This is a genomic window from Rhodococcus sp. GA1 (assembly GCF_024321955.1).
Classification (GTDB): Bacteria; Actinomycetota; Actinomycetes; order Mycobacteriales; family Mycobacteriaceae; genus Rhodococcus; species Rhodococcus pyridinivorans.
The window spans coordinates 4,027,541-4,052,622 of sequence record NZ_CP097186.1 but is presented as its reverse complement, the minus strand read 5'-3'; the positions used below and the strand labels follow the sequence as shown (position 1 = coordinate 4,052,622).

The following is a 25,082-nucleotide window of genomic DNA, read 5'->3' as shown; positions in this document are numbered from 1 at the left end:
GACTGAGTGGGTTCACGTGCGGCGACTGAGTGTGTCGGTCGGCGGGTAGACGATGGGATGGTGACCGACATCCTCGATCGTTTCTCCGCGCCGACCCGGGCGTGGTTCGCCGGGGCGTTCGAGTCCCCGACCCCGGCCCAGCTCGGCGCGTGGGATTCGATCTCCTCGGGAGCCCACACGCTCGTCGTCGCCCCCACCGGCTCGGGCAAGACCCTGTCGGCGTTCCTGTGGTCGCTCGACCGGCTCTCGTCCACCCCGGCCGACGAGCACGCCGCGCGCGAGCACCGCACCCGCGTGCTGTACGTCTCGCCGCTCAAGGCCCTCGCCGTCGACGTCGAGCGCAACCTGCGGTCTCCGCTCGTCGGCATCACCCAGACCGCGAAACGGCTCGGTCTGACGCCACCCGACATCACCGTCGGTGTGCGTTCCGGCGACACCTCCCAGGCCGATCGTCGCGCCATGGCGCGCACGCCACCGGACATCCTCATCACGACGCCCGAGTCGCTCTTCCTCATGCTCACCTCGTCCGCGCGGGAGAACCTCGTCGGTGTCGAGACGGTGATCGTCGACGAGGTCCACGCGGTGGCGGGGACGAAACGCGGGGCGCATCTCGCGCTGTCGCTCGAGCGTCTCGACCAGCTCCTGCGCGCGCCGGCCCAACGCATCGGGTTGTCGGCCACCGTGCGACCGCACGAGGAGGTCGGTCGGTTCCTCGCCGGTTCCGCCCCCATCCGGATCGTCGCGCCGCCCTCGGCGAAGACGTGGGATCTCGCGGTGCGCGTACCGGTCGAGGACATGACCGAACTCGGGGTTTCCGAGCCCGACGAGGAATCGTTCTCACCCACACCGCAGGCCGGGTCGATCTGGCCGCACGTCGAGGAGCAGATCGTCGATCTCATCACCGAGCACCGGTCGACGATCGTGTTCGCCAATTCCCGGCGACTGTCCGAACGTCTCACCGCCCGGCTCAACGAGATCCAGGCCGAACGCCTCGGCGAGCAGGTGGACCGCGAGGGCGCACCGCCTTCGCAGCTCGGATCGCCCACCGAGACCACCGCCGGCGCTGCACCCGTGCTCGCCCGCGCCCACCACGGGTCGGTGAGCAAGGACCAGCGCGCTCTGATCGAGGACGATCTCAAGTCGGGCCGGTTGCGGTGCGTGGTGGCGACGTCGAGTCTCGAACTCGGCATCGACATGGGTGCGGTCGATCTCGTGATCCAGGTCGAGGCTCCGCCCTCGGTGGCCAGCGGTCTGCAGCGCGTCGGTCGCGCCGGGCACCAGGTGGGCGAGACCTCGCGCGGCGTGCTGTTCCCCAAGCACCGCACCGATCTCGTGCACTGCGCGGTGACCGTCGAGCGGATGGTCGAGGGACACATCGAGGCGCTGCAGGTCCCGGCGAATCCACTGGACGTGCTCGCCCAGCAGACGGTCGCGGCCACGGCCCTCGAACCCGTCGACGTCGACGACTGGTTCGACACGGTGCGGCGCAGCGGATCGTTCGCGACGCTCTCCCGCGGAGTCTACGAATCCGTCCTCGACCTGCTCGCCGGCCGCTATCCGTCCGACGAGTTCGCCGAGCTCCGTCCCCGGGTGGTATGGGACCGCACGGCCGGCACCCTCATCGGCAGGCCCGGCGCCCAACGGCTCGCCGTCACCTCCGGCGGCACGATCCCCGACCGCGGCCTGTTCACCGTGTACATGGTCGGCGAGAAGAACACGCGGGTGGGCGAACTCGACGAGGAGATGGTCTACGAGTCGCGAGTGGGTGACGTCTTCGCGCTCGGTGCCACCAGCTGGCGGATCGAGGAGATCACCTTCGACCGAGTGCTGGTCTCCCCCGCCTACGGCCGGCCCGGCCGGTTGCCCTTCTGGCACGGCGACAGTCAGGGTCGACCCGCCGAACTCGGTGCCGCGCTCGGCGCATTCCTGCGCGAGATGGGCCACGCCTCGCCGGAGGACGCCGAGACCCGCTGCCGCAAAGGTGGTCTCGACGACTACGCCACCGGAAATCTCATCCGTCTGCTCGACGAGCAGCGCACCGCCACCGGTCACCTGCCCACCGACCGAACACTCGTCGTCGAACGGTTCCGCGACGAACTCGGCGACTGGCGGCTGGTGCTGCACTCGCCGTTCGGGTTGCGAGTGCACGCGCCGTGGGCGCTCGCGGTGGGCGCGCGGCTGCTCGAACGCTACGGCATCGAATCGCACCCCACCCCGTCCGACGACGGCATCATCGTCCGACTGCCCGACACCGACGACGCCCCGCCCGGCTCGGAGATCTTCGTCTTCGACACCGAGGAGATCGACGACATCGTCACCGAACAGGTCGGCGGCTCCGCGTTGTTCGCGTCCCGCTTCCGGGAGTGCGCGGCGCGGGCCCTGCTCCTGCCCCGCCGCAACCCGGGCAAGCGCGCCCCGCTGTGGCAGCAGCGCCAACGATCGGCGCAACTGCTCGACGTCGCTCGCCGCTTTCCCGACTTCCCGATCCTGCTCGAGACGGTGCGCGAGTGCCTGCAGGACGTCTACGACCTGCCTGCTCTGCGCGACCTGCTCGGCAGCATCGCCCAGCGCAAGATCCGGCTGGTGGAGGTCGAGACCCCCACGGCCTCACCGTTCGCGACGTCGCTGCTGTTCTCCTATGTGGGTGAGTTCCTGTACGAGGGCGACAGCCCGCTCGCCGAACGTCGGGCCGCGGCACTGTCGCTCGACTCGACGCTGCTCGCCGAACTTCTCGGCCGGGTCGAGCTGCGCGAACTGCTCGACGCCGACGTCATCACCGAGGCCGAGCACGAACTGCAACGCCTGACCCCGCAGCGACGCGCACGCGACGCCGAGGGCGTCGCCGATCTGCTGCGTCTGCTCGGTCCGCTCACCGAGGCCGAGCTGCGCGAGCGCACCACCGACGACCCGACGTCCTGGATCGAGGATCTCGAAGCGCAACGCCGCGCGTTGCGTGTCTCGTACGCGGGTGAGCACCGATGGGCGGCGGTCGAGGACGCCTCACGTCTGCGCGACGCGCTGGGCGTGCCCCTGCCGATCGGGGTCCCGACGGTGTTCGTCGAACCGGTCCCCGACCCGCTCGGCGATCTGATCGCCCGGCACGCCCGCACCCACGGCCCGTTCACCACCGCGCAGGCTGCCGCCCGGTTCGGACTGGGCACGGCGGTCGTCGAATCCGTCCTCGGCCGGCTCGCGTCCGAGAAGCGCGTCACGGCAGGCGAATTCCGCCCGGGTGCGAGCGGATCGGAATGGTGCGACACGGAGGTGCTCCGAAGGCTGCGGCGCCGGTCGCTCGCAGCCGCCCGGCAGGACGTCGAACCCGTCAGCACCACGACCCTCGGACGATTCCTGCCCGACTGGCACCACCTCGGCACCGGCCCGGGCACGAGTGCGCTCTACGGCATCGACGGTGTCCTCACCGTCGTCGAACAACTCGCCGGGGTACCGGTGCCCGCGAGTGCCCTCGAACCGCTGATCCTCGCTCCCCGCGTGCGCGACTACACCCCGACGATGCTCGACGAACTCACCACGACCGGTGAGGTCCTGTGGTCGGGTGCCGGGTCCATCTCCGGGAAGGACGGCTGGGTGGCACTGCATCCGGCCGATCTGGCCCCGGCGAGCCTCGCTCCGGTCGACGACATCGAGCTGGGGCCGGTGCACCGGGCGATCCTCGAGTCGCTCTCGGGCGGCGGCGCGTACTTCTTCCGGCAACTCGTCGACGCCGTCACCGTCCTCCACACCACGGCGAGCGACACGACGGTCGCCGACGCCCTGTGGGAGCTGGTGTGGAGCGGGCATATCGCGGGCGACACCCTCGCCCCGCTGCGCGCCCTGATCGGCGACACCTCCCGTGCCAAGCCCGCCCACCGCACCCCGCGCCGGGCGCCGCGCGCCCGGATGTACCGGGCCCGGCCCACGCTGCCGAGCCGCACCGGGCCACCGACCGTGAGCGGGCGCTGGTCGATGCTGCCCGAACGCGAGACCGACGCGACGGTCCGCGCACACACCACCGCCGAACTGCTGCTCGAGCGGTACGGTGTGGTCACCCGCGGTGTCGTCGTCGGCGAGGGTGTGCCCGGCGGATTCGCGACGATGTACAAGGTGCTCAGCCGGTTCGAGGAGACGGGCCGGTGCCGCCGCGGTTACTTCGTCGATTCGCTGGGCGGAGCGCAGTTCTCGACACCGTCGGTCGTCGACCGTCTCCGGTCGTTCTCGGATTCGATCGAGGGCCGGCACTCGGAGACCGCGGCCGTCACCCTCGCGGCGTGCGATCCGGCCAACCCGTACGGTGCGGCACTGCCGTGGCCGAAGTCGTCGGCCGACGACGACGCGCCGCGGCACCGGCCGGGCCGCAAGGCCGGTGGACTCGTGGTGCTCGTCGACGGGGCGCTCGTGCTGTTCGTCGAACGCGGCGGACGCACGCTGCTCACCTTCGACGACGATCCGGGCCGGTTGCGCAGCGCATGCGCGTCGCTCGCTGCGAGCGTCAAACGCGGTGGTGTCGACAAGATCGTCGTCGAGAAGGTCGACGGTGAGACGATCCATGGGCACGAGTTCGCCGGATATCTTGCCGAAGCGGGATTCTCGGCGACCCCGCGCGGCTACCGGCTGAGGTTCTGACGTGCCCGAGGGAGACACCGTGTTCCGCGCCGCGCACCGCCTCCGAACGGCACTGGAGGGAAAGGTGCTCACAGAGACGGACTTCCGTGTTCCGCGTTTCGCCACGGCCGATTTCACCGGGTGCACGGTCGACGAAGTGGTCTCGCGGGGCAAGCACCTACTCGTCCGCGTCGCCGACGTCTCGATCCATTCGCACCTGAAGATGGAAGGCGAATGGCACGTCTATCCGCGCGGAACACGGTGGCGCAAGCCCGGATACAAGGCGCGCATCGTGCTCGGCACCGAGGACGTGCAGGCGGTGGGTTTCGAACTCGGCATCGTCGAGGTGCTCGCCCGTGACCGGGAGGACGACGCCGTGGGCCATCTCGGGCCGGATCTGCTCGGTCCCGATTGGGATCCCGAGCGTGCGGCGGCGAATCTCGTGCGCGACCCGGACCGTCCGATCGGGGTGGCCCTGCTCGATCAGCGCATCATGGCCGGCGTCGGGAACGTGTACCGCTCCGAATTGTGCTTCCTGCGGGGCGTCGATCCGTGGACCCCGGTCGCGCAGGCCGGGGATCCCGCTGCGTGGGTCGACCTCACGCATCGGTTGCTGGTCGCGAACCGCGACCGGACGACCCGTATCACCACCGGCGACCGTCGTCCGGGCCACAATCTGTGGGTCTACGGGCGTCGCGGGAAGCCGTGCAGACGCTGCCATACCCCGATCCGGTTCGGCGAGATCGGCACCGCGACCGATCCCGAGCGGGTGGTCTACCGGTGCCCGCGATGTCAGCCGCGCCCGGAAGGATCCCCGCCCTGATCGCCCTGCAGACACGCCGCCCTGCCGGCGTCCTCGACGAGCGCGACGCAGTGCCGGACGAGGGTGTCTCGCGACACGGCGAGGTCGCCTTCGAGGTACCTCATGAACAGGCTGGTGAGGGCGCCGACGGCACCCACGGCCACCATGTGGCGCTGTCCCTCGTCGCCACCCGGGGGTAGTTGGTCGCGGACCAGCGCGACGAAGGCCGGGGCGAGTTCGATACCGCGCCGACTGATTGTGGGTTCGCGCAGCGGGGCGAGGAGGAGCACGCGTCCCTTCGCGGGGTCGTCGACCATGAGCTCGACGAACGCCCGCACCGCGGCCTCGGCCCGGCCGAGGGTGGGGGCGGACAGTACCGCCTCGGTCAGCGCGTCGCGGGCGCGGTCGGCGACGTGGGCGTAGATCTCGCGGACGAAGGTGTCGCGGTCGGTGAAGCTCTCGTAGAAGTACCGTTCGGTGAGTTCGGCGGCCCGGCACACGGCCCTGACGTTCGCTGCCGCGCCGTCGGGCGCTCAGCCCGAAGGTGACGGATCGCCACCGTCCCACTTCTGTTTCACCCTGACGCACCCTTCCGGTAGCGGCGTCGACGAGGGCGTTCTGTGTCACGCTAGCGAGGTGTCCACGCCCTCGTACCTGTCGTCCGGACGGCGCCGCCCTCTGTCCCCGGAGTCGGCGGCCTCCCGCATCAGCGCCTACGTCTACGGCAACATCCTGGTGCTGGCCGCGCTCGTCCCCATCACGACCTCGCCCGAGTACATCGGGATCGCGATCGTGATCGGCACCGCACTCTCGACGTTCATCGCCCATGTCTTCGCGGAGTCGGTCGCTCAGTCCGTTCGTTCGGGTGCTCAACTCACGCGCAGCGAACGCATCGAGGAACTCCGCGACTCCGTTCCCATCCTGTCGTCGGCGGTATTGCCCTGTCTCGTGCTCGCCACGGCCTGGGTCGGCTGGCTCGAGCCCCGGACGGCCCACATCCTCGCCGAGGTCGCCGTGCTGATCCGTATCGGCTCGACCGTATTCGTCGTGCGCCGGTTACAGAATCGCAGCCCGACCCACCGGACCGTGGCGGCCGCGGTGGGGGTGGCTCTGATCGCGACGGTCGTGGTCGTCGTGAAGGTCGTGCTCACGCACTGACCGCCGCGAAGGCGGTGTCACGCACCGACCGCCGAGAAGGCGGTGCTCACGCACCGACACCCGTCACGAACCGCCCGCGGCTACGTGATGGGCACCGGTTCGAGGATCTCCGGCCGGGCCTCCGGGGCCGCTGCCCGGAGCGCGTCCGCGGATTCGTCGTCGGGTCGGTTCTGCGACTCGATCTCCGCCTCGACGCGCGCCCGGTAGGTCGCGACCTCCCGGTCGATCGTCGCGTCGTCCCAGCCGAGGACCGGAGCGACCAGCCGGGCCGTCTGCTCCGCACAGTGCAGCCCGCGGTGCGGGTATTCGATCGAGATCCGGGTCCGGCGCGCCAGGAGGTCCTCGAGATGTAGGGCTCCTTCGGCCGCAGCGCCGTAGACCATCTCGACCTGCAGGTACTGGGGGGCATCGGTCAGCGGTTCGAGCAACTCGGGCCGGCCCTTCGCGAGGCTCAGCACGTCCTCGACGAGGGAGCCGTAGCGGTCGAGCAGATGCTTGACGCGGTAGGGATGCAGACCGTACTGCTCGGCGAGATGCATGGTCTGGTTGACCAGCGCGAAGTACCCGTCGGCCCCGACGAGGGGCACCTTCTCGGTGATCGACGACGCGATCCGGGCCGGAATGTCCTCGGCCGCGAGATCGACGGCGTCCTCGGCCATGACGCGGTAGGTCGTGTACTTGCCACCGGCGATCGCCACGAGCCCCGGCGCCACCCGCGCGACGGCGTGTTCACGCGAGAGCTTGGACGTCTCGTCGCTCTCCCCCGCCAGCAGCGGGCGCAGACCAGCGTAGACACCGTCGATGTCGTCGTGGGTGAGCGGGACGACGAGTACGCGGTTGACGTGGTCGAGGATGTAGTCGATGTCGGCCTTCGTCGCTGCCGGGTGCGCCAGGTCGAGATTCCAGTCGGTGTCGGTGGTGCCGATGATCCAGTGGTTGCCCCACGGGATGACGAACAGCACCGACTTCTCGGTACGCAGGATGATCGCCGAATCGCTGACGATCCGGTCGCGGGGCACGACGATGTGCACGCCCTTCGACGCGCGGACCCGGAATCGGCCGCGCTGCCGCGACAACGACTGGATCTCGTCGGTCCACACACCGGTTGCGTTGATCACCGCGTGCGCCCGCACCTCGGTGACCGAACCGTCCTCGCTGTCGCGCACCCGCACACCCGACACGCGGTCGGCCTCGCGCAGGAAACCGACGACCTGCGTCGACGTACGCACCACCGCACCGTAGTGCGCGGCCGTCCGCGCGACGGTCATGGTGTGCCGGGCGTCGTCGACGACCGTGTCGTAGTAGCGGATTCCGCCGACGAGCGAATTGCGCTTGAGACCGGGAACCATCCGCAGGGCGCCCGAGCGGGTCAGGTGCTTCTGCGCCGGAACGGACTTCGCGCCGCCGAGACGGTCGTAGAGGAAGATACCCGCCGCGACGTAGGGCCGCTCCCACACCCGATGGGTGAGCGGGAAGAGGAACTTCAACGGCCTGACCAGGTGCGGGGCCAGGGTCGTCAATGCGAGTTCGCGCTCGCGCAAGGCTTCTCGCACCAGACCGAATTCGAGCTGTTCGAGATAGCGCAGGCCGCCGTGGAACATCTTCGACGACCGGCTCGACGTGCCGGACGCGAAGTCGCGGGCCTCGACGAGAGCGACTCGCAGGCCCCGGGTTGCGGCGTCGAGCGCTGCTCCCGCCCCGACGACACCACCGCCGATGACGACGACGTCGAACTGTTCGGTGGCGAGACGACGCCAGGCGTCGGCGCGCTGTTGCGGTCCGAGGAGTTGCACACCCGATTGGTTGGTCACCGCACCTGCTCCCGTGAGTCGTCGACGTATCCCGATCAAGGGTAGTAGCTTCGGACCCGCAGCGCGCAGCGGAAGCGTTGCCGAACCGAGCCGTCCCCTTCACCCGAGGATCACCTGTGAACCAGTTCATCGCGGCGATCGACCAGGGCACCACGTCCAGCCGGTGCATCATCTTCGACCACGACGGGCGCATCGTCTCGCTCGCGCAGAAGGAACACCGCCAGTTCCTCCCGCGGTGGGGATGGGTCGAACACGACCCGGAAGAGCTGTGGCTCAACACCCGTGAAGTGGGCGCCGCAGCACTCGCCAAAGCGGATCTGCGACGCAACGACGTCGCGGCGATCGGCCTGACGAACCAGCGCGAGACCACGGTGGTGTGGGACCGCACCACCGGAAAACCGGTGTACAACGCGATCGTCTGGCAGGACACCCGCACCGACAGGCTCGTCGAGGAGCTTGCCGGCGACGCCGGGCCCGACCGCTACCGCGAGATCACCGGACTACCGCTGTCGACCTATTTCGCCGGACCGAAGGTGCGGTGGATCCTCGACAACGTCGACGGTGCCCGAGAGCGCGCCGAGGCCGGCGACCTCGCGTTCGGCACCATCGACAGCTGGATCCTGTGGAATCTCACCGGTGGTGTCGGCGACGAGGGTCAGCCACCCGGACTGCACATCACCGATGTGACCAACGCCTCCCGGACGCTGCTGATGAATCTCGGGACACAGCAGTGGGATCCGGCGATCTGTGCCGAACTCGGCATCCCGGAGTCGATGCTGCCGGAGATCCGCAGTTCGTCGGAGGTGTACGGGCACGCCCGCGAGCGCGGACCGCTCGCCGGGGTCCCGGTCGCCGGCATCCTCGGCGACCAGCAGGCCGCGACCTTCGGCCAGGGCTGCCTGTCCCCCGGCGAGGCGAAGAACACCTACGGCACCGGCAACTTCCTGCTGCTCAACACCGGCACGACCCCGGTGCGCAGCGAGCACGGCTTGATCACCACCGTCTGTTATCGCATAGGTGACGCCCCCGCGGTCTACGCCCTCGAAGGTTCGGTGGCCGTGACCGGTTCGCTCGTGCAGTGGCTGCGCGACAATCTCGGGTTGATCCGGTCCGCCGACGAGATCGAAGCGCTCGCCACGAGCGTCCCCGACAACGGCGGGGCGTATTTCGTGCCGGCCTTCTCGGGATTGTTCGCGCCGCGCTGGCGACCCGACGCCCGCGGCGTCATCGCCGGCCTGACGCGCTTCGTCGAGAAGGGCCACCTCGCGCGGGCGGCGCTCGAGGCGACGGCCTACCAGACGCGGGAGGTCATCGAGGCGATGAACGCCGACTCCGGGGTCGACCTGCGCACCCTCAAGGTCGACGGCGGCATGGTCGCCAACGATCTGCTCATGCAATTCCAGTCCGACATCCTCGGTGTGCCGGTGGTACGACCCACCGTTTCCGAGACCACCGCACTCGGCGCCGCCTACGCGGCCGGTCTCGCCGTCGGCTTCTGGGAGGACGAGGAGGACATCCGCCGCAACTGGACCGCGGACCGCACGTGGGAGCCGGCGATGCCGGTCGACGAACGCGAGCGCCTGTTCGGCGAATGGAACAAGGCGGTCGAACGCACCTACGACTGGGCCTGAGCAGGGCGGGATCGCCGCGAATCCCGCCCCGTCCGGTGCCTAGTCCAGATCGTCGTGGCGCATCAGCTGGCGGGCGGCCTCGGTGACCGATCCGCTCAGCGACGGGTAGACCGAGAAGGTCTGCGCGAGGTCGTTGACCGACAGGTTGTTCTGCACCGCCAACGCTACGGGAAGGATGAGCTCGGACGCGGTCGGGGCGACGACCACACCGCCGATGACCACACCGGTCGCGGGACGGCAGAAGATCTTCACGAAACCGCGCCGCAGGCCGGACATCTTGGCGCGCGGGTTGGTGTTGAGCGGGAGCATGACTGTGCGGGCGGGCACCTCGCCCTTGTCGATCGTCGCCTGACTGACACCGACGGCGGCGATCTCGGGACGCGTGAACACTGCGGCCGCAACGGTTTTCAGCTTGATGGGGCTCACGCCTTCGCCGAGCGCGTGGTAGATCGCGATGCGGCCCTGCATGGCCGCGACCGACGCGAGGGGCAGCAGTCCGGTGCAGTCGCCCGCGGCGTAGATGCCGGGGACGGCGGTACGGGAGACGCGGTCGACGGGAAGGTAACCGCCCCGGTCGAGTTCGAGCCCGACCCTGTCGAGACCGAGATCCCGGGTGTTGGGCACCGAGCCGACGGTCATCAGCACATGGCTGCCCTCGACGATGCGGCCGTCGGCGAGGAGCACGCGGACGCCGTCCTCGGTGCGTTCGACCCGGTCGGCGCGGGCGTGCTTGACGAGGGTCACACCGCGCTCGGTGAGGACGTCCTCGAGCACGAGAGCCGCGTCCTCGTCCTCGTGCGGCAGGATCCGGTCGCGGCTCGACACGACGGTGACCTGCACGCCGACCTCGGTGTAAGCGGAGACGAACTCGGCGCCGGTGACACCCGAACCGACGACGACGAGGTGCTCGGGAAGCTTCTCGAGGTCGTAGAGCTGACGCCAGGTGAGGATCCGCTCACCGTCCGGCTCCGCGCCCGGCAGGACACGCGGGCTCGCGCCGGTGGCGATCAGCACGACGTCGGCGTCGAGCACCTTTTCCTCGCCGGTCAGCAGCTTGGCGCGCACCTGATGGGCGGCCATGCCGGGCTGCGCGTCGACGAGTTCGCCGTAACCGGAGAACAACTTCACCCCGGCGGCCTCGAGCTTGGTGCGGATGTCGGAGGACTGCGCGCGGGCGAGGCTCTTCACACGGCCGTGCACCTGCGGCAACGACACCTCGGCACGGTCGAGTTCGATGCCCAGGTCGGCGGCGCGGCGCATGTCGGTGCGCACGCCGGTCGAGGCGATGAAGGTCTTGGAGGGGACGCAGTCGAAGAGCACGCAGGCGCCACCGATCCCGTCCGAATCGATCAGTGACACCGTCGCGCCGTACTGGGATGCCACCAGCGCCGCCTCGTATCCTGCGGGGCCGCCGCCGATGATGACGATCCGGGTCATTGTTCTCCTCTGTATCGATTCCGAAGGGTGCCGGGTCGGGCTGCACGTGAGCGCCTGGTGGGCACACACGTGGTCTCAACGCTATGCCAATGCCCCCACCTCGCGCACAGGGACCGGTGGACCCGGCACGCAACGGCCCCCGATAACTCCTCGTCCGTCCCTGCGCCGCCCCTCCGACGACTCCGGTGGACGACGGGTTAGCCTTATCCTCGTGCCGATCTACGCCGCCTACGGGTCCAACATGCATCCGGAGCAGATGCTGACGCGCTGCCCGCATTCGCCGATGGCGGGAACCGGGTGGTTGCACGGTTGGCGACTGACCTTCGCCGGCGCCGACATCGGCTGGGAGGGCGCCCTCGCGACGGTCGTCGAGGATTCGGACGCGAAGGTGTTCGTCGTGCTCTACGACGTGCCGGAGGACGACGAACGCAGCCTCGACCGCTGGGAGGGAGCCGAACTCGGTTTCCACCGCAAGATCCGCGTGCGCGTCGACACGGCCGACGGTCCGGTCCTCGCGTGGCTGTACGTCGTCGACGGATACGAGGGCGGCCTGCCGTCGGCACGCTATCTGGGCGTGATGGCCGACGCGGCCGAGATCGCCGGGGCCCCCGCCGAATACGTTCGGGATCTGCGTACCCGCAACAGTCGCAATGTGGGTCCGGGGCGTCCCGACGGTTTCTAGACGCCGGCCTTCCTACCCTCCGGGATAGAAGGGCACCGGTCGCCGGACGCTCACCGTCACCGGGTCGCCCGCCTGCAGACCGTGCAGGGTGGTGCACAGGGCACGGACGGCGATTCCCATCCCCTCGACCCGCACTTCGCTGTGTGCGCCGCCGAATGCCGTGTCGCGCACAGTGAACGATCCGGCAGCAGGGCACTTCGTCGGCGCTGCCCCGACTTCGATCTGTTCCGGTCGCAGCAGGACGCGGCCCACGCCGTGTCCGGGTGAGACGAGCTGAACCTTCCCGAGCGGGGTCTGCGCGCAGTCGCCGAACGCCTCGGCCTCGAGTACGATCGCCTCCCCCACGAACTCGCCCACCGCGACGGATGCCGGCCTCCCGTAGACCTCCTCGGGCGAGCCCACCTGGGCGATCCGGCCGTCGAGCATCACCGCCAGCCTGTCGGCCATGGCCAAGGCCTCCGTCTGGTCGTGGGTCACGAGCACCGCCGCGACCGACTGTTCGCGCAGCAGCGTACGGACATCCGCGCGCAGACTCGCGCGCAGACCGGCGTCGAGCGCGCTGAACGGCTCGTCGAGCAGGACCACGGACGGTCGCGGTGCCAGTGCACGAGCCAGAGCGATCCGCTGCTGTTGCCCGCCGGAGAGCGCGCTCGGCTTACGGTGCCCGACTCGCGGAAGACCGACGAGATCCAGTAGCTCCTCGACCCGGCGTCGATGTTCCTCCCGCGCACCTCCGCGCCACGGCCGGTTCGCTCGCCCCAGACCGTAGCCGATGTTGCGCGCCACGTTCAGATGCGGGAACAACGCGCCTTCCTGCGGCACGAGGCCCACCCCGCGACGTTCGGGTGGCACGTCGGTCACGGTCACGTCGTCTACGGAGATCCGTCCCGACGCTGCGGGATGCAGCCCAGCCGCCACTCGCAACAGCGTGGTCTTGCCGCCACCCGACGGTCCGAGGACGGCGAGCAGGTCGCCGCGCGGCACGTCGAGGGTCACATCGGTGACGACTTCGGCGGCGCCGTATCGCGCGGATACATTCTCGATGGTCAGACCGGTCACTCTTCGCCTCCACTTTCCGCGTCGACCCGGCCGCGCAACAGACGTCCCAGCACGAGCGACGGCAGTGCCGCGATGAGGACGAGGATCACCGCATAGGGTGCTGCCGAGCCGTACGCGAGGGTTTCGGTATGTCGCCACATCCCAGTCGCGAGCGTGTCGTGCCCGATGGGGACGAGCAGCAGCGTCGCAGGCAGTTCCTTGGCGATGGTCAGGAATGCCAATGCCGCACCGGCGACCACGCCGGGTGCGGCGATCGGGATCGTCACCCGCAGTCCGGTGAGCAATCGTCCGGAACCGAGAGTTGCGGACGCATCTTCGAGACCCCGGGGGATCGCGGCGATTGCCGCATGGATCGACCCCACCGCGAGAGGGAGGAACAGGACCGCGTAGGCGATCACCAGCATCGGGGTCTGCTGGTACCACTGCGGGAGCAGTCGGATGCCGAAGAACACGAGCGCCAGACCGACGGTGATGCCGGGCAGCGCGAAGCCGATGTAGGCGGCGCTCTCGGTGAAGCGGGACAATCGGGAGTGCGACCGTGCGGCGTAGATGCCCACCGGAAGTGCGAGCACCGTGGTCAGCAACGCACCGAGCGCGGACACCCACAGAGTGTAGGTGGTGGCGGTCCAGATACCGGACCAGTCGACCGCGATCTGCTGTGACCTCCACAACCAGCGGGCCAGGCCCGCGACCGGAACTCCCACGCTCACGACGAGCAGAGCGGCGAGGAAGCCGATCGCCGGCCATCGCCGTGAGCCGAGCATCACGGGTTCGGCCGTGCGCGCGGTACCGGATCCGATCCGCGCGGTGGCGCCGCGGCGCGCGCTCCGTTCGGCGACCGTCAGCACCACGGCGATCGCGACCAGCACGAGGCCGAAGACAGCGGCGGGCGTGCGATCGAGAAGTCCCCGGTAACTTCCGTAGATCGCCAGGGTGAACGCTTCGTAGCGCATCAATGCGACGGCGCCGAAATCGCTGAGCGTGTAGAGCGCGACGAGCAGTCCGCCCGCCGCCGCGGTCGGCCACACCTGCCGCAAGGTGACGGTGAGGATGGCGGTCAGCCGGGACCGGCCGAGAGTGCGGGCCACTTCCTCGAGCCCCGGGTCGGCCGAGGCGAGTGCCGCCGCCACAGGCAGATAGACGTAAGGAAAGGACGCGCAGGTCAGGACGAGGGCAGCACCGACGAAACCTTCGAGCGCGGGGAACTGGGCGATCCAGACGAAGCCCGACACGTACGAGGGGATCGCCAAGGGCAGACTCAGGGCCAACGCGAACCAGCGACGGCCGGAGAGATCCGTGCGGGTCGTCAACCATGCGGCGGCGAGCCCCAGGATCAGGCATGCCACCGTGACCGTCACGGCGAGCGCGCCGCTGCGCCACACCAGTTCGAGAGTGCGTGGACGGAACACGAGCGAGACGACCCGTTCGGGTCCGTCCGCGAACGCGCGCATCACCAGGTGCGCGACGGGTGCGAGCGCGAACACGGCAACACCCAGCGCGGCCGTGGCCAGGATCGGCCGGCCGCGTCGGGTACCGACGCGCGGCGTCGCGAGGGTGATCAGATGAATTCCAGTTCCTGCAGGAGCGCCTGTGTTTCGGCCAGGGACGCCAGTTCGGCCAGTTCGATGTCGGAGGTCCCGATCTCGGAGAGCGGGCGCAGGTCGGTCTGGGTTTCGGTCCCCTCGACGACCGGATACTCCGCGGTCTCGTCGGCGAAATAGGTCTGCGACTCGGGCGAGAGCAACGCTGCCACGAACTGCTCGGCCTGCTCGCGCTGGTCGGTAGTGGCGAGCACCGCGGCGCCGGCGATGTTCACCAGGGCACCGGGATCGCCCGCGTCGAAGAAGTGGAGCTGCACGGCAAGGTTGTCGGCGCCCTTCTCGTCCGCGAGCCCGTACCAGTAGTAGTGATTGGTGAGGCCGAGGGTCACCTGGCCGGTGTCGACGCCCTCCATGAGAGGTCCGTTGCCTTCGAAGGCGACCGGTTCGTTGGCCTTGAACGCCTCGAGCCATTCGCGGGCACCGTCCTCGCCCCGGGAGACACGGAGTCCGGTCACGAACGACTGGAACGACGCATTGGTCGGCGCGAAGCCCACCTGGCCCTTCCACTTCGGGTCGAGGAGCCCGTCGATCCCGCTCGGCAGGTCCTGCGGCTGCACCTTGTCGTCGTTGTAGACCAGGACGCGAGCCCGTGCAGAGGTGGCGACCCAGGTGCCGTCCTCCGCGCGGTAGTTCTCGGGCACCTGATTCGTCACACTCGCGGGCAGCTGCTCGAGCAGACCCGAACGGTCGAGCAGACCGAGCGCGCCGGCATCCTGGCTGAAGACCACATCGGCGGGCGATGCGGCACCTTCTTCGACGAGCTTGCCCGTGATCTCCGGCGTGCCGCCGTAGACGACGTCGATCGGGAAACCGAGAGTGCCTTCGAGCTGTTCGACGAGCGGGCCCACCAGGTTCTCGCTACGCCCGGAATAGAGCGTGAGCGCCTCCCCGTTCGAAGCGTCCGGGGTGGTGTCGCCCGAGCCGCTGTCGCTGCACGCGGCGAGAACGGCGACGAGCGTGGCTGCCGTCAGCCCTGCGCCGATCCGGTGTCGAAGGGACATCGATTCCTCCTGGTATGGGTGAGCTCACACATCCTACCGTTCAGGTAAGCCTGAGCTTATTTCGGGCTGCGTCACGCAGCGCCGAGAACCAGATTCGTCATCACCCGCACACCCACGGCCAGCGCCCGCTCGTCGAGATCGAAGGTGGGCTGGTGGATGTCGAGTTCGGGCCCGACCCCCGGCCATACCCCGAGCCGACCCATGGCGCCGGGGACGTGTTCGAGATACCACGAGAAGTCTTCTCCCCCACCGGATTGTGGGGTGTCCGCGAGGGCGTCGGGGCCGGTCGCGCGGATCGCGTCCTCGAACATGCGCGCCGACACCTCGTCGTTGACCACCGGCGGCACGCCGCGGCGATAGTTCAGTTCGTAGCTGACACCGGTGGGCGCGAGCAGACCGTGCACGATCTCGCGGACCATCGGTTCGAGCAGCTGCCAGGTGTCGTGGTCGCCGGTGCGGACGGTGCCCGCGAGCATGCCGGTGCGCGGGATCGCGTTCGGTGCCTTGCCGGCGCTGACCGCACCCCACACCATGACGGTGCCGGTGCGCGGATCGATGCGACGGCTGAGCATGCCGGGAAGACCCGTGATGACGGCACCGAGGCCGTAGACGAGATCGCCGGTCAGGTGCGGCCGGGAGGTGTGCCCACCGGGTGAGTCGAGGACGAGTTCGACAGTGTCGGCCGCCGAGGTGATCGCCCCGACCCGCATACCGACCTTGCCCGCCTCGAGACGCGGGTCGCAGTGCAAGGCGAAGATTCGCGCGACCCCGTCGAGTCCGCCCGCCGCGACGACGTCGAGCGCCCCGCCCGGCATGACCTCCTCCGCGGGCTGGAAGACCAGCCGGACACCGATCGGCAATTCGGGCATCGAGGCCAGCGCCAGACCTGCACCGAGCACGACGGTGGTGTGGGCGTCGTGCCCACACACGTGCGAGACACCGGGGACGGTGGATTCGAACGGCAGGCCGGTGGCCTCCTGCATCGGCAGGGCGTCCATGTCTGCACGCAGGGCGATGCGCGGTCCGCCGGTCGGACCGAGATCGCAGATCAGGCCGGTGCCGCGAGGCAGGACCTTCGGCTCCAGTCCGGCCGCGCGCAGGTGCTTCGCGACGAACTCGGTGGTGGCGTACTCCTGCCGGGCGAGTTCGGGATTCGCATGGATGTGACGGCGCCAGAGCGAGAGGTCCTCGGTGTGGCGGTCCAACCACTTCTCGACGTAGGGGTTCATCGACGGCCGGCCTGTTCGAGGAGCCGTGCCCGGTGGACCGGATCGGTCGCCGCGCGTACGGCGGTCGCTGCGAGCGCACGCGCTCCGTCGAGTACTGCCCGATCGGCGGACTCAGTGACACACGCGGCCGCGAATGCAGCCTGATGTGTCACCGCGCCACCGGAGTCGAGTCCGATGACCGGATGGATTCCCGGCACCACGTTCGTCACGTTTCCCATGTCGGTACTGCCCAGGGGGCGCGCTCCTTCCTCCTCGACGGGCAGCGGTCGGCGCCCGAGATCGATGATCTCCTCACGATATGCCTGCACCAGCCACGGATCGGGAGTGAGTTCGGTATAGGTCGGCGAGACCGTCCGGATCCGGTGGTTGCATCCGGTGGCCAGCGCCCCGGCGGCGAAGCAGTTGCGTGCGCGGTCGACGAGGTCGTCGAGGAGTTCGCTCGTCCCGGCCCGCAGGTAGTACAGCAGTTCGGTGTGGCTGGGCACGATGTTCGGTGCCGTCCCGCCCTGCGCGACGATGCCGTGGATCTGTTGCCCGGGATGCAGGTGCTGCCGCAGCAGTCCGACCGCGACCTGGGCGACGGTCGCAGCGTCGGCAGCGTTGAGCCCGTATTCGGGGGCCGCGGAGGCGTGCGCCTCGCGGCCGTCGTACTCGACGGCGATATCGGCGAGGGCGAGCGACGTCGCCCCGGTGATGTCGAACGGGCCGGGATGCACCATCATCGCCGCACCGACGCCGTCGAAGACGCCGCGTTCGAGCATGAGGACCTTGCCGCCGCCGGTTTCCTCCGCGGGGGTTCCGACGACGCGGACGGTCACGTCGAGTTCGTCGGCGAGCGCAGCGAGACCGATCCCGGCGCCCACGGCCGACGCCGCGATGATGTTGTGGCCGCACGCGTGCCCGATGCCCGGCAGTGCGTCGTACTCGGCGCAGAACGCGAGGACGAGTTCGCCGCTGCCGAACCGCGCATCGAAGGCGGTGGGCAGGTCGGCGATGCCGGTGGTGACCTCGAAATTGTGGTCGCGCAGCACCTCGACGATCTTCGCGGCGCTCCGGTGTTCCTCGAACGCGAGTTCCGGTTCGGCATGGATGGAATGCGACAGGCCGACGAGGGTGTCGGAAGCAGCCTCGATCGCCGTGGCGTAGTCGGTCGTCACGGGGTCCAGTCTGTCATGCTCACCGCGTCCCGATCGATCGGCGCGTACGACCGGTTCGTCGACTTCGCGGCGGGGCGATCAGCCGAACCGGAAGTTCGACGCGTCGGTCCGGATCTCCAGTGCCGAGATCAGCGGCGCGTGCAGACCGCGCTTGATGCCCGACAGATTCGGCCCGCGGGTGGCGGTGAGCGCCGCTGCGCGCTCGACCGCCGTTGAGAGCACGACGTCACCGGTGACGGCCTGCTCGGCGATGCCCGCGGCCACGGCGTCCTCACCGCCGTAGCGACGGCCGGTGGTGATGGCCTCGACCGCCGTCTGGATCGGCAGGCGGGAACGGATCAGCGCGGACATCCCGACGGTGAACGGCATGTTCAGCTGCACCTCGGGCAGACACCAGTAGCCGCGGTCGCCGCGCATCACCCGGAAGTCGTGCACGAGCGCGAGCATCGCGCCGGCACCGAAGGCGTGCCCCTGCACGGCCGCGACCGTCGCCGCCGGGAAGGTGAGCAGCCGCACATAGAGGGCGTGGACGGAGTCCAGATAGCCCGGCAGATCCGGCAGGTTCGCGCCGACCCAGTCGATGTCGAGTCCGTTGCTCCAGAACTTTCCGGTCGCCGCGGTCACGAGGGCGGCGGGTCCGTCGTGCGCTTCCACCTCGTCGAGGAGGGAGTGGATCGCGGCGAGACGATCGGGGTGGAACCGGTTCTCGGAGACCTCCGCGTCACGGTCACCGAGATGCAGGACGAAGACGTCGCCGTCACGTTCGAGGTAAGGCATGCGCGTCAGCATACCGCGCCTACTTACCCACGAGTAACAAGCTGTGAGCGATTAGGGTCCGATGCCATGGGAGAACCCGATCACGTCTTCGACCCCACCGCGGCCGCCGACGCCGCAGCCGCCGCTCTCGCCGAACGGACGGGGGTCGCCGAACACTCCGTCGCCGTCGTCCTCGGGTCCGGCTGGCGGGCCGCAGTCGAGAGTTTCGGCATCCCCGTCGCCACGATCCCGATGAGCGAGCTGCCCGGCTTCGCACCGCCGACGGCGGCAGGGCATGCCGGTAACATCCACTCCGTGCGCGCCGGTGACAACGCCGTCCTCGTCCTCGCCGGCCGCATCCACGCCTACGAGGGGCACGACCTCGCCCGCGTCGTCCATCCCGTGCGCACGGCAGTCGCAGCGGGTGCCCGCACCGTCGCCCTCACCAATGCGGCGGGCGGCATCGATCCCGAGTTCTCCGTGGGACAACCGGTTCTCATCTCGGACCACCTCAATCTCACCGGTCGCTCGCCGCTGGTGGGTGCCCAGTTCGTCGACCTCGTCGACGCCTACTCGCCGGATCTTCGTGCACTCGCCTGCGAGATCGATCCGTCGCTGCGCGAAGGGGTCTACGCCGGTCTGCCCGGGCCGCACTACGAGACCCCGGCGGAGATCCGGATGCTGCGCACCCTCGGCGCCGACCTCGTCGGCATGTCCACGGTCCACGAGACCATCGCGGCGCGCGCGGCCGGAGCGCGCGTGCTCGCGGTCTCGCTGGTGACCAACGCCGCGGCCGGCATCACCGGCGCTCCCCTCGACCACACCGAGGTACTGGCCGCGGGTCGTGCGGCCGCGACCCGGATGGGCGATCTTCTGCGCGATCTGGCGGCCCGGCTGTGACGCTGCGATTCGGCACCGCGGGGTTGCGCGGCCCGGTCGGCGACGGACCGGACTGCATGAACGTACCCGTCGTCGTCCGCACCACCGCCGGACTCGCGGCGTGGCTCGAGGCGAACGGGCAGGGCGACGGTACCGTCGTCGTCGGCCGCGACGCCCGTACGGGCTCAGCGGAATTCCACACCGCCGCGGCAGAGGTTCTCGCCGCGGCCGGCTTCGAGGTCGTCGCCTTCGGAGAGCCGCTCCCCACCCCGGTGACCGCCTTCGCGGTACGGGCGCTGGGCGCCGTTGCGGGCGTGCAGATCACGGCATCGCACAATCCCGCCGCCGACAACGGGTACAAGGTCTATCTCGCCGACGGAGCGCAACTGGCCGCACCCGCCGATCGGGAGATCGAAACGGCGATCGACGCCGTCGGTTCCGCCGCGGACGTGCCCCGGATGCCGGTCGCGCCGTCGGGTGACGACCTCGTCGACCGCTATCTCGCCCGGGTCGCGTCGCTCCCCCGCTCACCGCACCGAGGCATGCGCATCGCCCTGACGGCACTGCACGGTGTCGGCGGCGAGACGGCAGTCGCGGCCCTGCGTTCCGCGGGATTCGACGACATCCACGTCGTGGCGCCCCAGTTCGCACCCGACCCGGCGTTTCCCACCGTCGCCTTCCCCAACCCCGAGGAACCGGGCGCAACAGAGGCTCTGCTCGCGCTGGCGGCCGAGGTCGACGCCGACATCGCCCTGGCGCTCGATCCCGATGCCGATCGTTGCGCCGTCGGTGTCCCGGGCCCGCGGGGATGGACGATGCTGCGCGGCGACGAGACCGGGGTCCTGCTCGGCGACCGGATCCTCGCGTCGTCACCGCCCGGCTCACTGGTCGCGACCACCATTGTCTCGTCGACCATGCTGGGGCGACTCGCGACCGCACGCGGCGCGCGATATGCGCAGACGCTCACGGGTTTCAAGTGGCTCGCCCGCGCCGGTGACGGCCTCGTCTACGCGTACGAGGAGGCGATCGGGCACTGCGTCGATCCGGACGCTGTGCGCGACAAGGACGGCATCGCGACCGCCGTAATGGTCGCCGACTACGCGGCCGATTTGAAGCAGGCCGGCCGGACACTGCTCGACGCACTCGACGACCTGCATCGCGAACTCGGTGTCCACGTCGGCGATCAGGTGTCGATCCGCGTCGACGACCTGCAGCGCATCGGCACCGTGATGACGCGACTGCGTGCGGAGCCGCCGACGACCCTCGCGGGTCTGGAGGTGACCGCGACCGATCTCGCCGAGAGCCCGGGACCGATGCACACCGACGCTCTCGTCTTCGAGAGTCGCGAGGACGTCGCGGGCGGGCCGAGGGTGCGCGTGGTGGTGCGCCCCTCGGGCACCGAACCGAAGCTCAAGGTCTACCTGGAGGTGGTCACGGAGCGGGACCGCCCGGCGGCGGAAGCGATACTCGACGCCCTGCGCGGATGGGCGGCCTCGCTCGGTGACGAGAACCCCTGACCCGGCCGGATCCGGCCGGGCCAGGACCCGATTCGATCAGACCTGCTGCTGCAATCAAACCTGCTGCGGCACACCGTAAGTGACGACGGTGTTCCGGTCGGCGGTGACAGCCTTCAGGTACGGACGGATCATCACCGGCCCGATGGCTCCCGAGACCGAGCCGTGCACGCCGGCGATCCGGATGGTCGTCGAGCTGCCGTCGAACTCGAAGCCCTCGACGATCGGGACGGACGTTATGCCGCCCGGCTCGAGCGGGATCTCGATCTCCTGGGACGGGATGATGTCGCCGCTGAGCGAACCACCCGCCTCCAGGCCGAGATCGAGCGAGGCACCACCTTCGTTGTCGAGCGAGAGGCCGATGGCCGCACCGTTGTCCACACCCCAGGACAGGCTCGGAGTGATGGCGGTGACCGTCGCCCCCGGCAGCGCGACCGGGTAGCCGACCTGGAAACCGACCTCCACCGCCGTCCCGACGAAGTTCGCCGCGTTCGGACCGGTGATCCGAACGGTAGCAATCTCGTCGTGGAAGAACTCGACACTCAGCGGTGAGCTGTCGAGCGGCGGCACCGACTGTGTCGAGGTGTCGGCCTGGATCACTTCGATCGCGTGCCCTCCGTCCAACGGGAGGATACGCGAGTTGTCGACAGCGGCCGCAGCCGTGCCGTGACTCGTCACTGCGGCGAGGACGGCGACCGCGCCCACCGAAGCCGCTCTGACACTTCCACGAATCAGATTGCGGAAGAAGATTCTTGCCATTCCGCCGACCCCATCTCCGGCTGTACCTACGCAGTGGACTTCACACGGAGCACACCGAGCGTAAGAAGAAATCGAGACCTGCGGGTTGCTTTTCGATAACGAGATGACTGCGGTCGGGTGTCACATCCGTACCGTCAGTCACACGAGTAACACACGACGCGCGGTTTATCGCGGCCCGAACTGCCTGTCCCCCGCATCGCCGAGACCCGGCACGATGTACTTGTTCTCGTTGAGACCTTCATCGACCGACGCCGTGACCAACCGGACCGGATGACCCGAGGCAGCAAGGGCCTCGACGCCCTGCGGCGCCGCGACCACACAGATCGCGGTGATATCCGTGGCACCGCGCTGGGCGAGGATGTCGAGGGTGTGCACCATCGACCCCCCGGTCGCGAGCATCGGGTCGAGCACGAAGACGGGAAGACCCGACAGGTCCTCCGGCAACGACTCCAGATAGGGCACCGGCTCGAAGGTCTTCTCGTCACGAGCGAGACCGACGAAACCGACCTGCGCCTGGGGAATCAGGGCGTGGGCCTGTTCGACCATGCCGAGGCCGGCGCGAAGAACCGGGACGAGCAGCGGAGGCTGCTGCAACCGTACCCCCGTCGTCACCGCGACCGGCGTCTTGACGTCGAACGTCTCGGTGGGCGCATCGCGCACCGCCTCGTAGACGAGCATCTGGGTGAGCCGCCTCAACGCGTGCCGGAAGGCAGCGTTGTCGCTGCGTTCGTCGCGAAGGATGGTCAGGAGCGAAGCAGCGAGCGGATGGTCGACGACGAGCGAATCCATGTCCGAAGGATAGAACGACGGAACCGATCGGCAGTCGGGTGCGTCGAACCAGGCAGGGACGGAACCCTCCGAAGGTGCCGAATCCCACATCAACGACGCGAGAGGCGACGAGGTGACCGAGAACTCCGGTAGGGACGCGATACGGATCGACACGAGTGCCGTCGGGAGGTTCGGCGACGACGCCGTCGAACTCGCCGCGCGCCTGCACGAGGCCGCCGAACGGACACGGCACGGCGACCCCTCGGCGCTGAGCGCCGCACTGGGTCCGATCGGGGCACCCGTGCTCGCCGCTCTCACCGCGACCCACTCCGCGCACGTGCGCGATCTCGGCCGGCTCGGCGACCTGCTCGGCGGAATGGGAGACGCCGCGAAGGCCTCCGCGGCCGCCTACGAGCACACCACCGACGACACCGCCGCACGACTCGACTCCGTCGTGGAGTCACTGTGATCGGAGGGGATCTGCTCGTCGCTCCGCTGACCGGCCTGCTCGACGCGTTCGGCACCGCGCTGCCACCCGGCGTCGATCCGGGCGAGATGGTGCGCATCGGTGCGCAGTGGGCCGAGGAGGTACATGCGACCGGGCGCGACGCCGTCGCCGAGCTCGCCTGGGCCTGGGGTGGCCCGGCCGCCTCGCAGGCGATCGCGAGTGCCGAGCAGGTCCTCGCCGACGTCCTCGCGGCGGCCGATCGTGGGTCGGCACTGGCCGGGATCGCGCTCGAGGCGACCGTCACGGTGGTCACCGGTGCGGCCGAGATCGCTCGCCTCGTCGACTCGTTCGTCACCTTCGCCGAGCAGGCCGCACCCGCGACGTCGCTTCCACAGGGGCAGCTCGCGCTCCTCGCAGTGGCGATCGACCACCTCGTCGCCGGGCTGGACGTGCTGACACAGGTGACCGGAACGCTCGCGGAGCTGACCGATCGGGCGTCCGCACTCCTTCCACCCGAGCCCTCCGCTCCCCCGATCGACTCCGGCCACCATCCCGGCCCCGACCCGGCCGGCGACGAGCCACGTTCGCTCCACACCTTCGGTGGAGGGCTCTCGACGGGCGTGGAGGTGCGGCTTCCGGACGGCAGCGTCAGCCTGGCACCGAACGAGACCGCTGCGGCAGCGGTGCGTCACGCCCTCGCCCAGCAGGGCACCCCGTACGTGTGGGGCGGCACGAGTCCCGGCTCCGGCCTCGACTGCAGCGGACTGACGCAGTACGCCTACGCGCAGGCCGGGGTCGAACTGCCGCGGTTGGCCCAGGAACAGGACGTCGGCACACGGGTGGATCCTGCGGCCGCCCTGCCCGGAGACCTCGTCGTGTGGGACGGGCACGTGGCGATGGTGGTGGGCAACGGCCTCATGGTCGAGGCGGGCGACCCCGTCTCCGTGACGCCGATGCGCACCAGCAACGGTGGAATGGCCTTCCACGGTGTCTACCGCCCGACCGCCGGCTGATTCCGGAGAATCTCCGCACCGGGAGGGAACCGGCCGGGCTCGCGCTGCGTCCAACCCGATATGGACAGCACGACGACGGAACCGATCACGGCCACCGCCCACAACCGGGCCGGGACGATCTCGGTGCGCACGACGGACGGTGGACTACCCGTGGACCTTCGCATCGACCCCCGCGAGTTGCGTTACGGAGCACGGCAACTGGCCGATCAGATCCTCGCCCTGAACCGGCAGGCCGCTCTCGAGGCCGCGGTGGTCCGCGGCGAACGCCTCGCCGCCGAAGGTGTCCCCCGCGAGATCCTCGACCGGATGCGGCTGCCGTCCCGCGCCGACCTGGCGGACGGACCGACCGATCGTCGTGGAAGTCTCGTTCGATGAGCGAACCGATGGTGGAGGCGATCGTCGACCGAGCCCACGTCCGGCTCGATGCGCTCGAACGCACGGTGGAGAGGCTCGGCGCGGTCCGGGGCACCGCGAGCAGTCCCGACGGACGCGTGACCGCCCGTGTGGACGGTTCGGGAGCGCTCGAAGGACTCGAGCTGGCCGAGCCGATCGGCGGCACCGACCCCCGCGAACTGGCCGCGGTGATTCTCGCGACCGTGCACGACGCCGCACGGCAGGCCGCTGCCGCGCGCGTCTCCGCGATGGACGAGCTCCGCGCGGCCCTCGACGCGAGCGACGCCGGTCCGGTCGCCGTCGGTCACCACCCGGTCACCGTCGGCGACCGTCCGGTAACGCGATGAAACCGATAGCGAGCCGCCCCCGGCTATATTCTCGGCGC

The 25,082-nt window shown here is 69.7% G+C and carries 21 protein-coding genes and 1 pseudogene; 11 read left to right on the top strand and 11 right to left on the bottom strand.

What is annotated here, in order from left to right; translation table 11 throughout:
- The first annotated feature begins 57 nt into the window (after window positions 1-57).
- Window positions 58-4,620: an ATP-dependent helicase gene (locus M3330_RS18910; RefSeq protein WP_033097076.1), complete on the top strand. Its 4,563-nt coding sequence runs from the start codon at window positions 58-60 to the stop codon at window positions 4,618-4,620.
- Between the two features lies 1 nt (window position 4,621).
- Entirely contained in the window at window positions 4,622-5,422 is an 801-nt protein-coding gene (locus tag M3330_RS18905; RefSeq protein WP_039584832.1) for a DNA-formamidopyrimidine glycosylase family protein, read from the top strand.
- Here M3330_RS18905 and M3330_RS18900 read toward each other — a convergent pair.
- Window positions 5,392-5,934, bottom strand: a pseudogene (locus M3330_RS18900) (TetR/AcrR family transcriptional regulator); the annotation flags it as partial. The gene M3330_RS18905 and the pseudogene M3330_RS18900 overlap by 31 nt on opposite strands.
- A 103-nt stretch (window positions 5,935-6,037) precedes the next feature.
- Between M3330_RS18900 and M3330_RS18895 the strand changes: the two are divergent.
- Complete coding sequence (locus tag M3330_RS18895; protein WP_006550155.1) at window positions 6,038-6,559, top strand: hypothetical protein; 522 nt, start codon at window positions 6,038-6,040, stop codon at window positions 6,557-6,559.
- Window positions 6,560-6,639: 80 nt separating this feature from the next.
- Here M3330_RS18895 and glpD read toward each other — a convergent pair whose 3' ends face one another.
- Window positions 6,640-8,370, bottom strand: a complete 1,731-nt coding sequence (gene glpD, locus M3330_RS18890) for a glycerol-3-phosphate dehydrogenase (protein WP_019288535.1) — start codon at window positions 8,368-8,370, stop codon at window positions 6,640-6,642.
- Window positions 8,371-8,486: 116 nt separating this feature from the next.
- Here glpD and glpK point away from each other — a divergent pair, with 116 nt between their 5' ends.
- On the top strand, window positions 8,487-10,001 hold the full coding sequence (glpK, locus tag M3330_RS18885; protein ID WP_255025936.1) for a glycerol kinase GlpK: 1,515 nt from the start codon (window positions 8,487-8,489) through the stop codon (window positions 9,999-10,001).
- A gap of 39 nt (window positions 10,002-10,040) precedes the next feature.
- On the opposite strand, the gene M3330_RS18880 is transcribed toward glpK, so the two are convergent.
- Entirely contained in the window at window positions 10,041-11,438 is a 1,398-nt protein-coding gene (locus tag M3330_RS18880; RefSeq protein ID WP_006550152.1) for an NAD(P)H-quinone dehydrogenase, read from the bottom strand.
- Window positions 11,439-11,649: 211 nt separating this feature from the next.
- On the opposite strand from M3330_RS18880, the gene M3330_RS18875 reads away from it, so the two are divergent.
- Entirely contained in the window at window positions 11,650-12,120 is a 471-nt protein-coding gene (locus tag M3330_RS18875; protein ID WP_006550151.1) for a gamma-glutamylcyclotransferase, read from the top strand.
- 12 nt (window positions 12,121-12,132) lie between these two features.
- On the opposite strand, the gene M3330_RS18870 is transcribed toward M3330_RS18875, so the two are convergent.
- The 6 genes from M3330_RS18870 to M3330_RS18845 all read right to left on the bottom strand — a co-directional run bounded on the left by M3330_RS18870 (window position 12,133) and on the right by M3330_RS18845 (window position 18,944).
- On the bottom strand, window positions 12,133-13,179 hold the full coding sequence (locus M3330_RS18870; protein WP_006550150.1) for an ABC transporter ATP-binding protein: 1,047 nt from the start codon (window positions 13,177-13,179) through the stop codon (window positions 12,133-12,135).
- Window positions 13,176-14,663 (bottom strand): iron ABC transporter permease, encoded by a 1,488-nt coding sequence (locus M3330_RS18865; protein ID WP_255025931.1) that lies wholly within the window; start codon window positions 14,661-14,663, stop codon window positions 13,176-13,178. Before M3330_RS18865 ends, M3330_RS18870 begins: the two co-directional genes overlap by 4 nt.
- 74 nt (window positions 14,664-14,737) lie before the next feature.
- The gene (locus tag M3330_RS18860; protein ID WP_006550148.1) at window positions 14,738-15,781 is read right to left on the bottom strand and encodes an iron ABC transporter substrate-binding protein; all 1,044 of its coding nucleotides are present in this window, start codon (window positions 15,779-15,781) and stop codon (window positions 14,738-14,740) included.
- 71 nt (window positions 15,782-15,852) lie between these two features.
- Complete coding sequence (locus M3330_RS18855; RefSeq protein ID WP_006550147.1) at window positions 15,853-17,010, bottom strand: M20 family metallopeptidase; 1,158 nt, start codon at window positions 17,008-17,010, stop codon at window positions 15,853-15,855.
- Window positions 17,007-18,167 carry a M20 family metallopeptidase gene (locus tag M3330_RS18850; protein ID WP_255025927.1) on the bottom strand — a complete coding sequence of 387 codons (1,161 nt, stop codon included), beginning with the start codon at window positions 18,165-18,167 and terminating at the stop codon, window positions 17,007-17,009. Before M3330_RS18850 ends, M3330_RS18855 begins: the two co-directional genes overlap by 4 nt.
- Before the next feature lie 78 nt (window positions 18,168-18,245).
- Window positions 18,246-18,944: an enoyl-CoA hydratase/isomerase family protein gene (locus M3330_RS18845; protein ID WP_039957748.1), complete on the bottom strand. Its 699-nt coding sequence runs from the start codon at window positions 18,942-18,944 to the stop codon at window positions 18,246-18,248.
- A 66-nt stretch (window positions 18,945-19,010) separates the two neighbouring features.
- On the opposite strand from M3330_RS18845, the gene M3330_RS18840 reads away from it, so the two are divergent.
- Together M3330_RS18840 and M3330_RS18835 are read left to right on the top strand one after the other, a co-directional pair.
- On the top strand, window positions 19,011-19,823 hold the full coding sequence (locus M3330_RS18840; protein ID WP_255025922.1) for a purine-nucleoside phosphorylase: 813 nt from the start codon (window positions 19,011-19,013) through the stop codon (window positions 19,821-19,823).
- Window positions 19,820-21,319 carry a phospho-sugar mutase gene (locus M3330_RS18835; RefSeq protein ID WP_200358346.1) on the top strand — a complete coding sequence of 500 codons (1,500 nt, stop codon included), beginning with the start codon at window positions 19,820-19,822 and terminating at the stop codon, window positions 21,317-21,319. The genes M3330_RS18840 and M3330_RS18835 overlap by 4 nt, the downstream gene beginning before the upstream one ends.
- Before the next feature lie 54 nt (window positions 21,320-21,373).
- Here M3330_RS18835 and M3330_RS18830 read toward each other — a convergent pair whose 3' ends face one another.
- Together M3330_RS18830 and upp are read right to left on the bottom strand one after the other, a co-directional pair.
- Window positions 21,374-22,075 (bottom strand): MspA family porin, encoded by a 702-nt coding sequence (locus M3330_RS18830; protein WP_255025920.1) that lies wholly within the window; start codon window positions 22,073-22,075, stop codon window positions 21,374-21,376.
- Between the two features lie 165 nt (window positions 22,076-22,240).
- Entirely contained in the window at window positions 22,241-22,864 is a 624-nt protein-coding gene (upp, locus tag M3330_RS18825; RefSeq protein ID WP_024101551.1) for a uracil phosphoribosyltransferase, read from the bottom strand.
- Window positions 22,865-22,976: 112 nt separating this feature from the next.
- On the opposite strand from upp, the gene M3330_RS18820 reads away from it, so the two are divergent.
- The 4 genes from M3330_RS18820 to M3330_RS18805 are packed head-to-tail and all read left to right on the top strand — an operon-like array spanning window position 22,977 to window position 25,044.
- Window positions 22,977-23,312 carry a type VII secretion target gene (locus M3330_RS18820; protein WP_019288542.1) on the top strand — a complete coding sequence of 112 codons (336 nt, stop codon included), beginning with the start codon at window positions 22,977-22,979 and terminating at the stop codon, window positions 23,310-23,312.
- Window positions 23,309-24,304 carry a C40 family peptidase gene (locus M3330_RS18815; protein ID WP_024101553.1) on the top strand — a complete coding sequence of 332 codons (996 nt, stop codon included), beginning with the start codon at window positions 23,309-23,311 and terminating at the stop codon, window positions 24,302-24,304. Before M3330_RS18820 ends, M3330_RS18815 begins: the two co-directional genes overlap by 4 nt.
- 60 nt (window positions 24,305-24,364) lie before the next feature.
- Window positions 24,365-24,679: a hypothetical protein gene (locus M3330_RS18810; protein ID WP_006550134.1), complete on the top strand. Its 315-nt coding sequence runs from the start codon at window positions 24,365-24,367 to the stop codon at window positions 24,677-24,679.
- Window positions 24,676-25,044 carry a YbaB/EbfC family nucleoid-associated protein gene (locus tag M3330_RS18805; protein ID WP_006550133.1) on the top strand — a complete coding sequence of 123 codons (369 nt, stop codon included), beginning with the start codon at window positions 24,676-24,678 and terminating at the stop codon, window positions 25,042-25,044. Before M3330_RS18810 ends, M3330_RS18805 begins: the two co-directional genes overlap by 4 nt.
- Window positions 25,045-25,082: the final 38 nt, after the last annotated feature.

Excerpts from the sequence above, each read along its gene's own strand:
- M3330_RS18910 (WP_033097076.1), top strand. The coding sequence starts at position 58 with ATGGTGACCGACATCCTCGATCGTTTCTCCGCGCCGACCCGGGCGTGG.
- M3330_RS18880 (WP_006550152.1), bottom strand. The coding sequence starts at position 11,438 with ATGACCCGGATCGTCATCATCGGCGGCGGCCCCGCAGGATACGAGGCG.
- M3330_RS18860 (WP_006550148.1), bottom strand. The coding sequence starts at position 15,781 with ATGTCCCTTCGACACCGGATCGGCGCAGGGCTGACGGCAGCCACGCTC.
- M3330_RS18855 (WP_006550147.1), bottom strand. The coding sequence starts at position 17,010 with ATGAACCCCTACGTCGAGAAGTGGTTGGACCGCCACACCGAGGACCTC.
- M3330_RS18845 (WP_039957748.1), bottom strand. The coding sequence starts at position 18,944 with ATGCCTTACCTCGAACGTGACGGCGACGTCTTCGTCCTGCATCTCGGT.
- M3330_RS18840 (WP_255025922.1), top strand. The coding sequence starts at position 19,011 with ATGGGAGAACCCGATCACGTCTTCGACCCCACCGCGGCCGCCGACGCC.
- M3330_RS18830 (WP_255025920.1), bottom strand. The coding sequence starts at position 22,075 with ATGGCAAGAATCTTCTTCCGCAATCTGATTCGTGGAAGTGTCAGAGCG.
- upp (WP_024101551.1), bottom strand. The coding sequence starts at position 22,864 with ATGGATTCGCTCGTCGTCGACCATCCGCTCGCTGCTTCGCTCCTGACC.
- M3330_RS18810 (WP_006550134.1), top strand. The coding sequence starts at position 24,365 with ATGGACAGCACGACGACGGAACCGATCACGGCCACCGCCCACAACCGG.
- M3330_RS18805 (WP_006550133.1), top strand. The coding sequence starts at position 24,676 with ATGAGCGAACCGATGGTGGAGGCGATCGTCGACCGAGCCCACGTCCGG.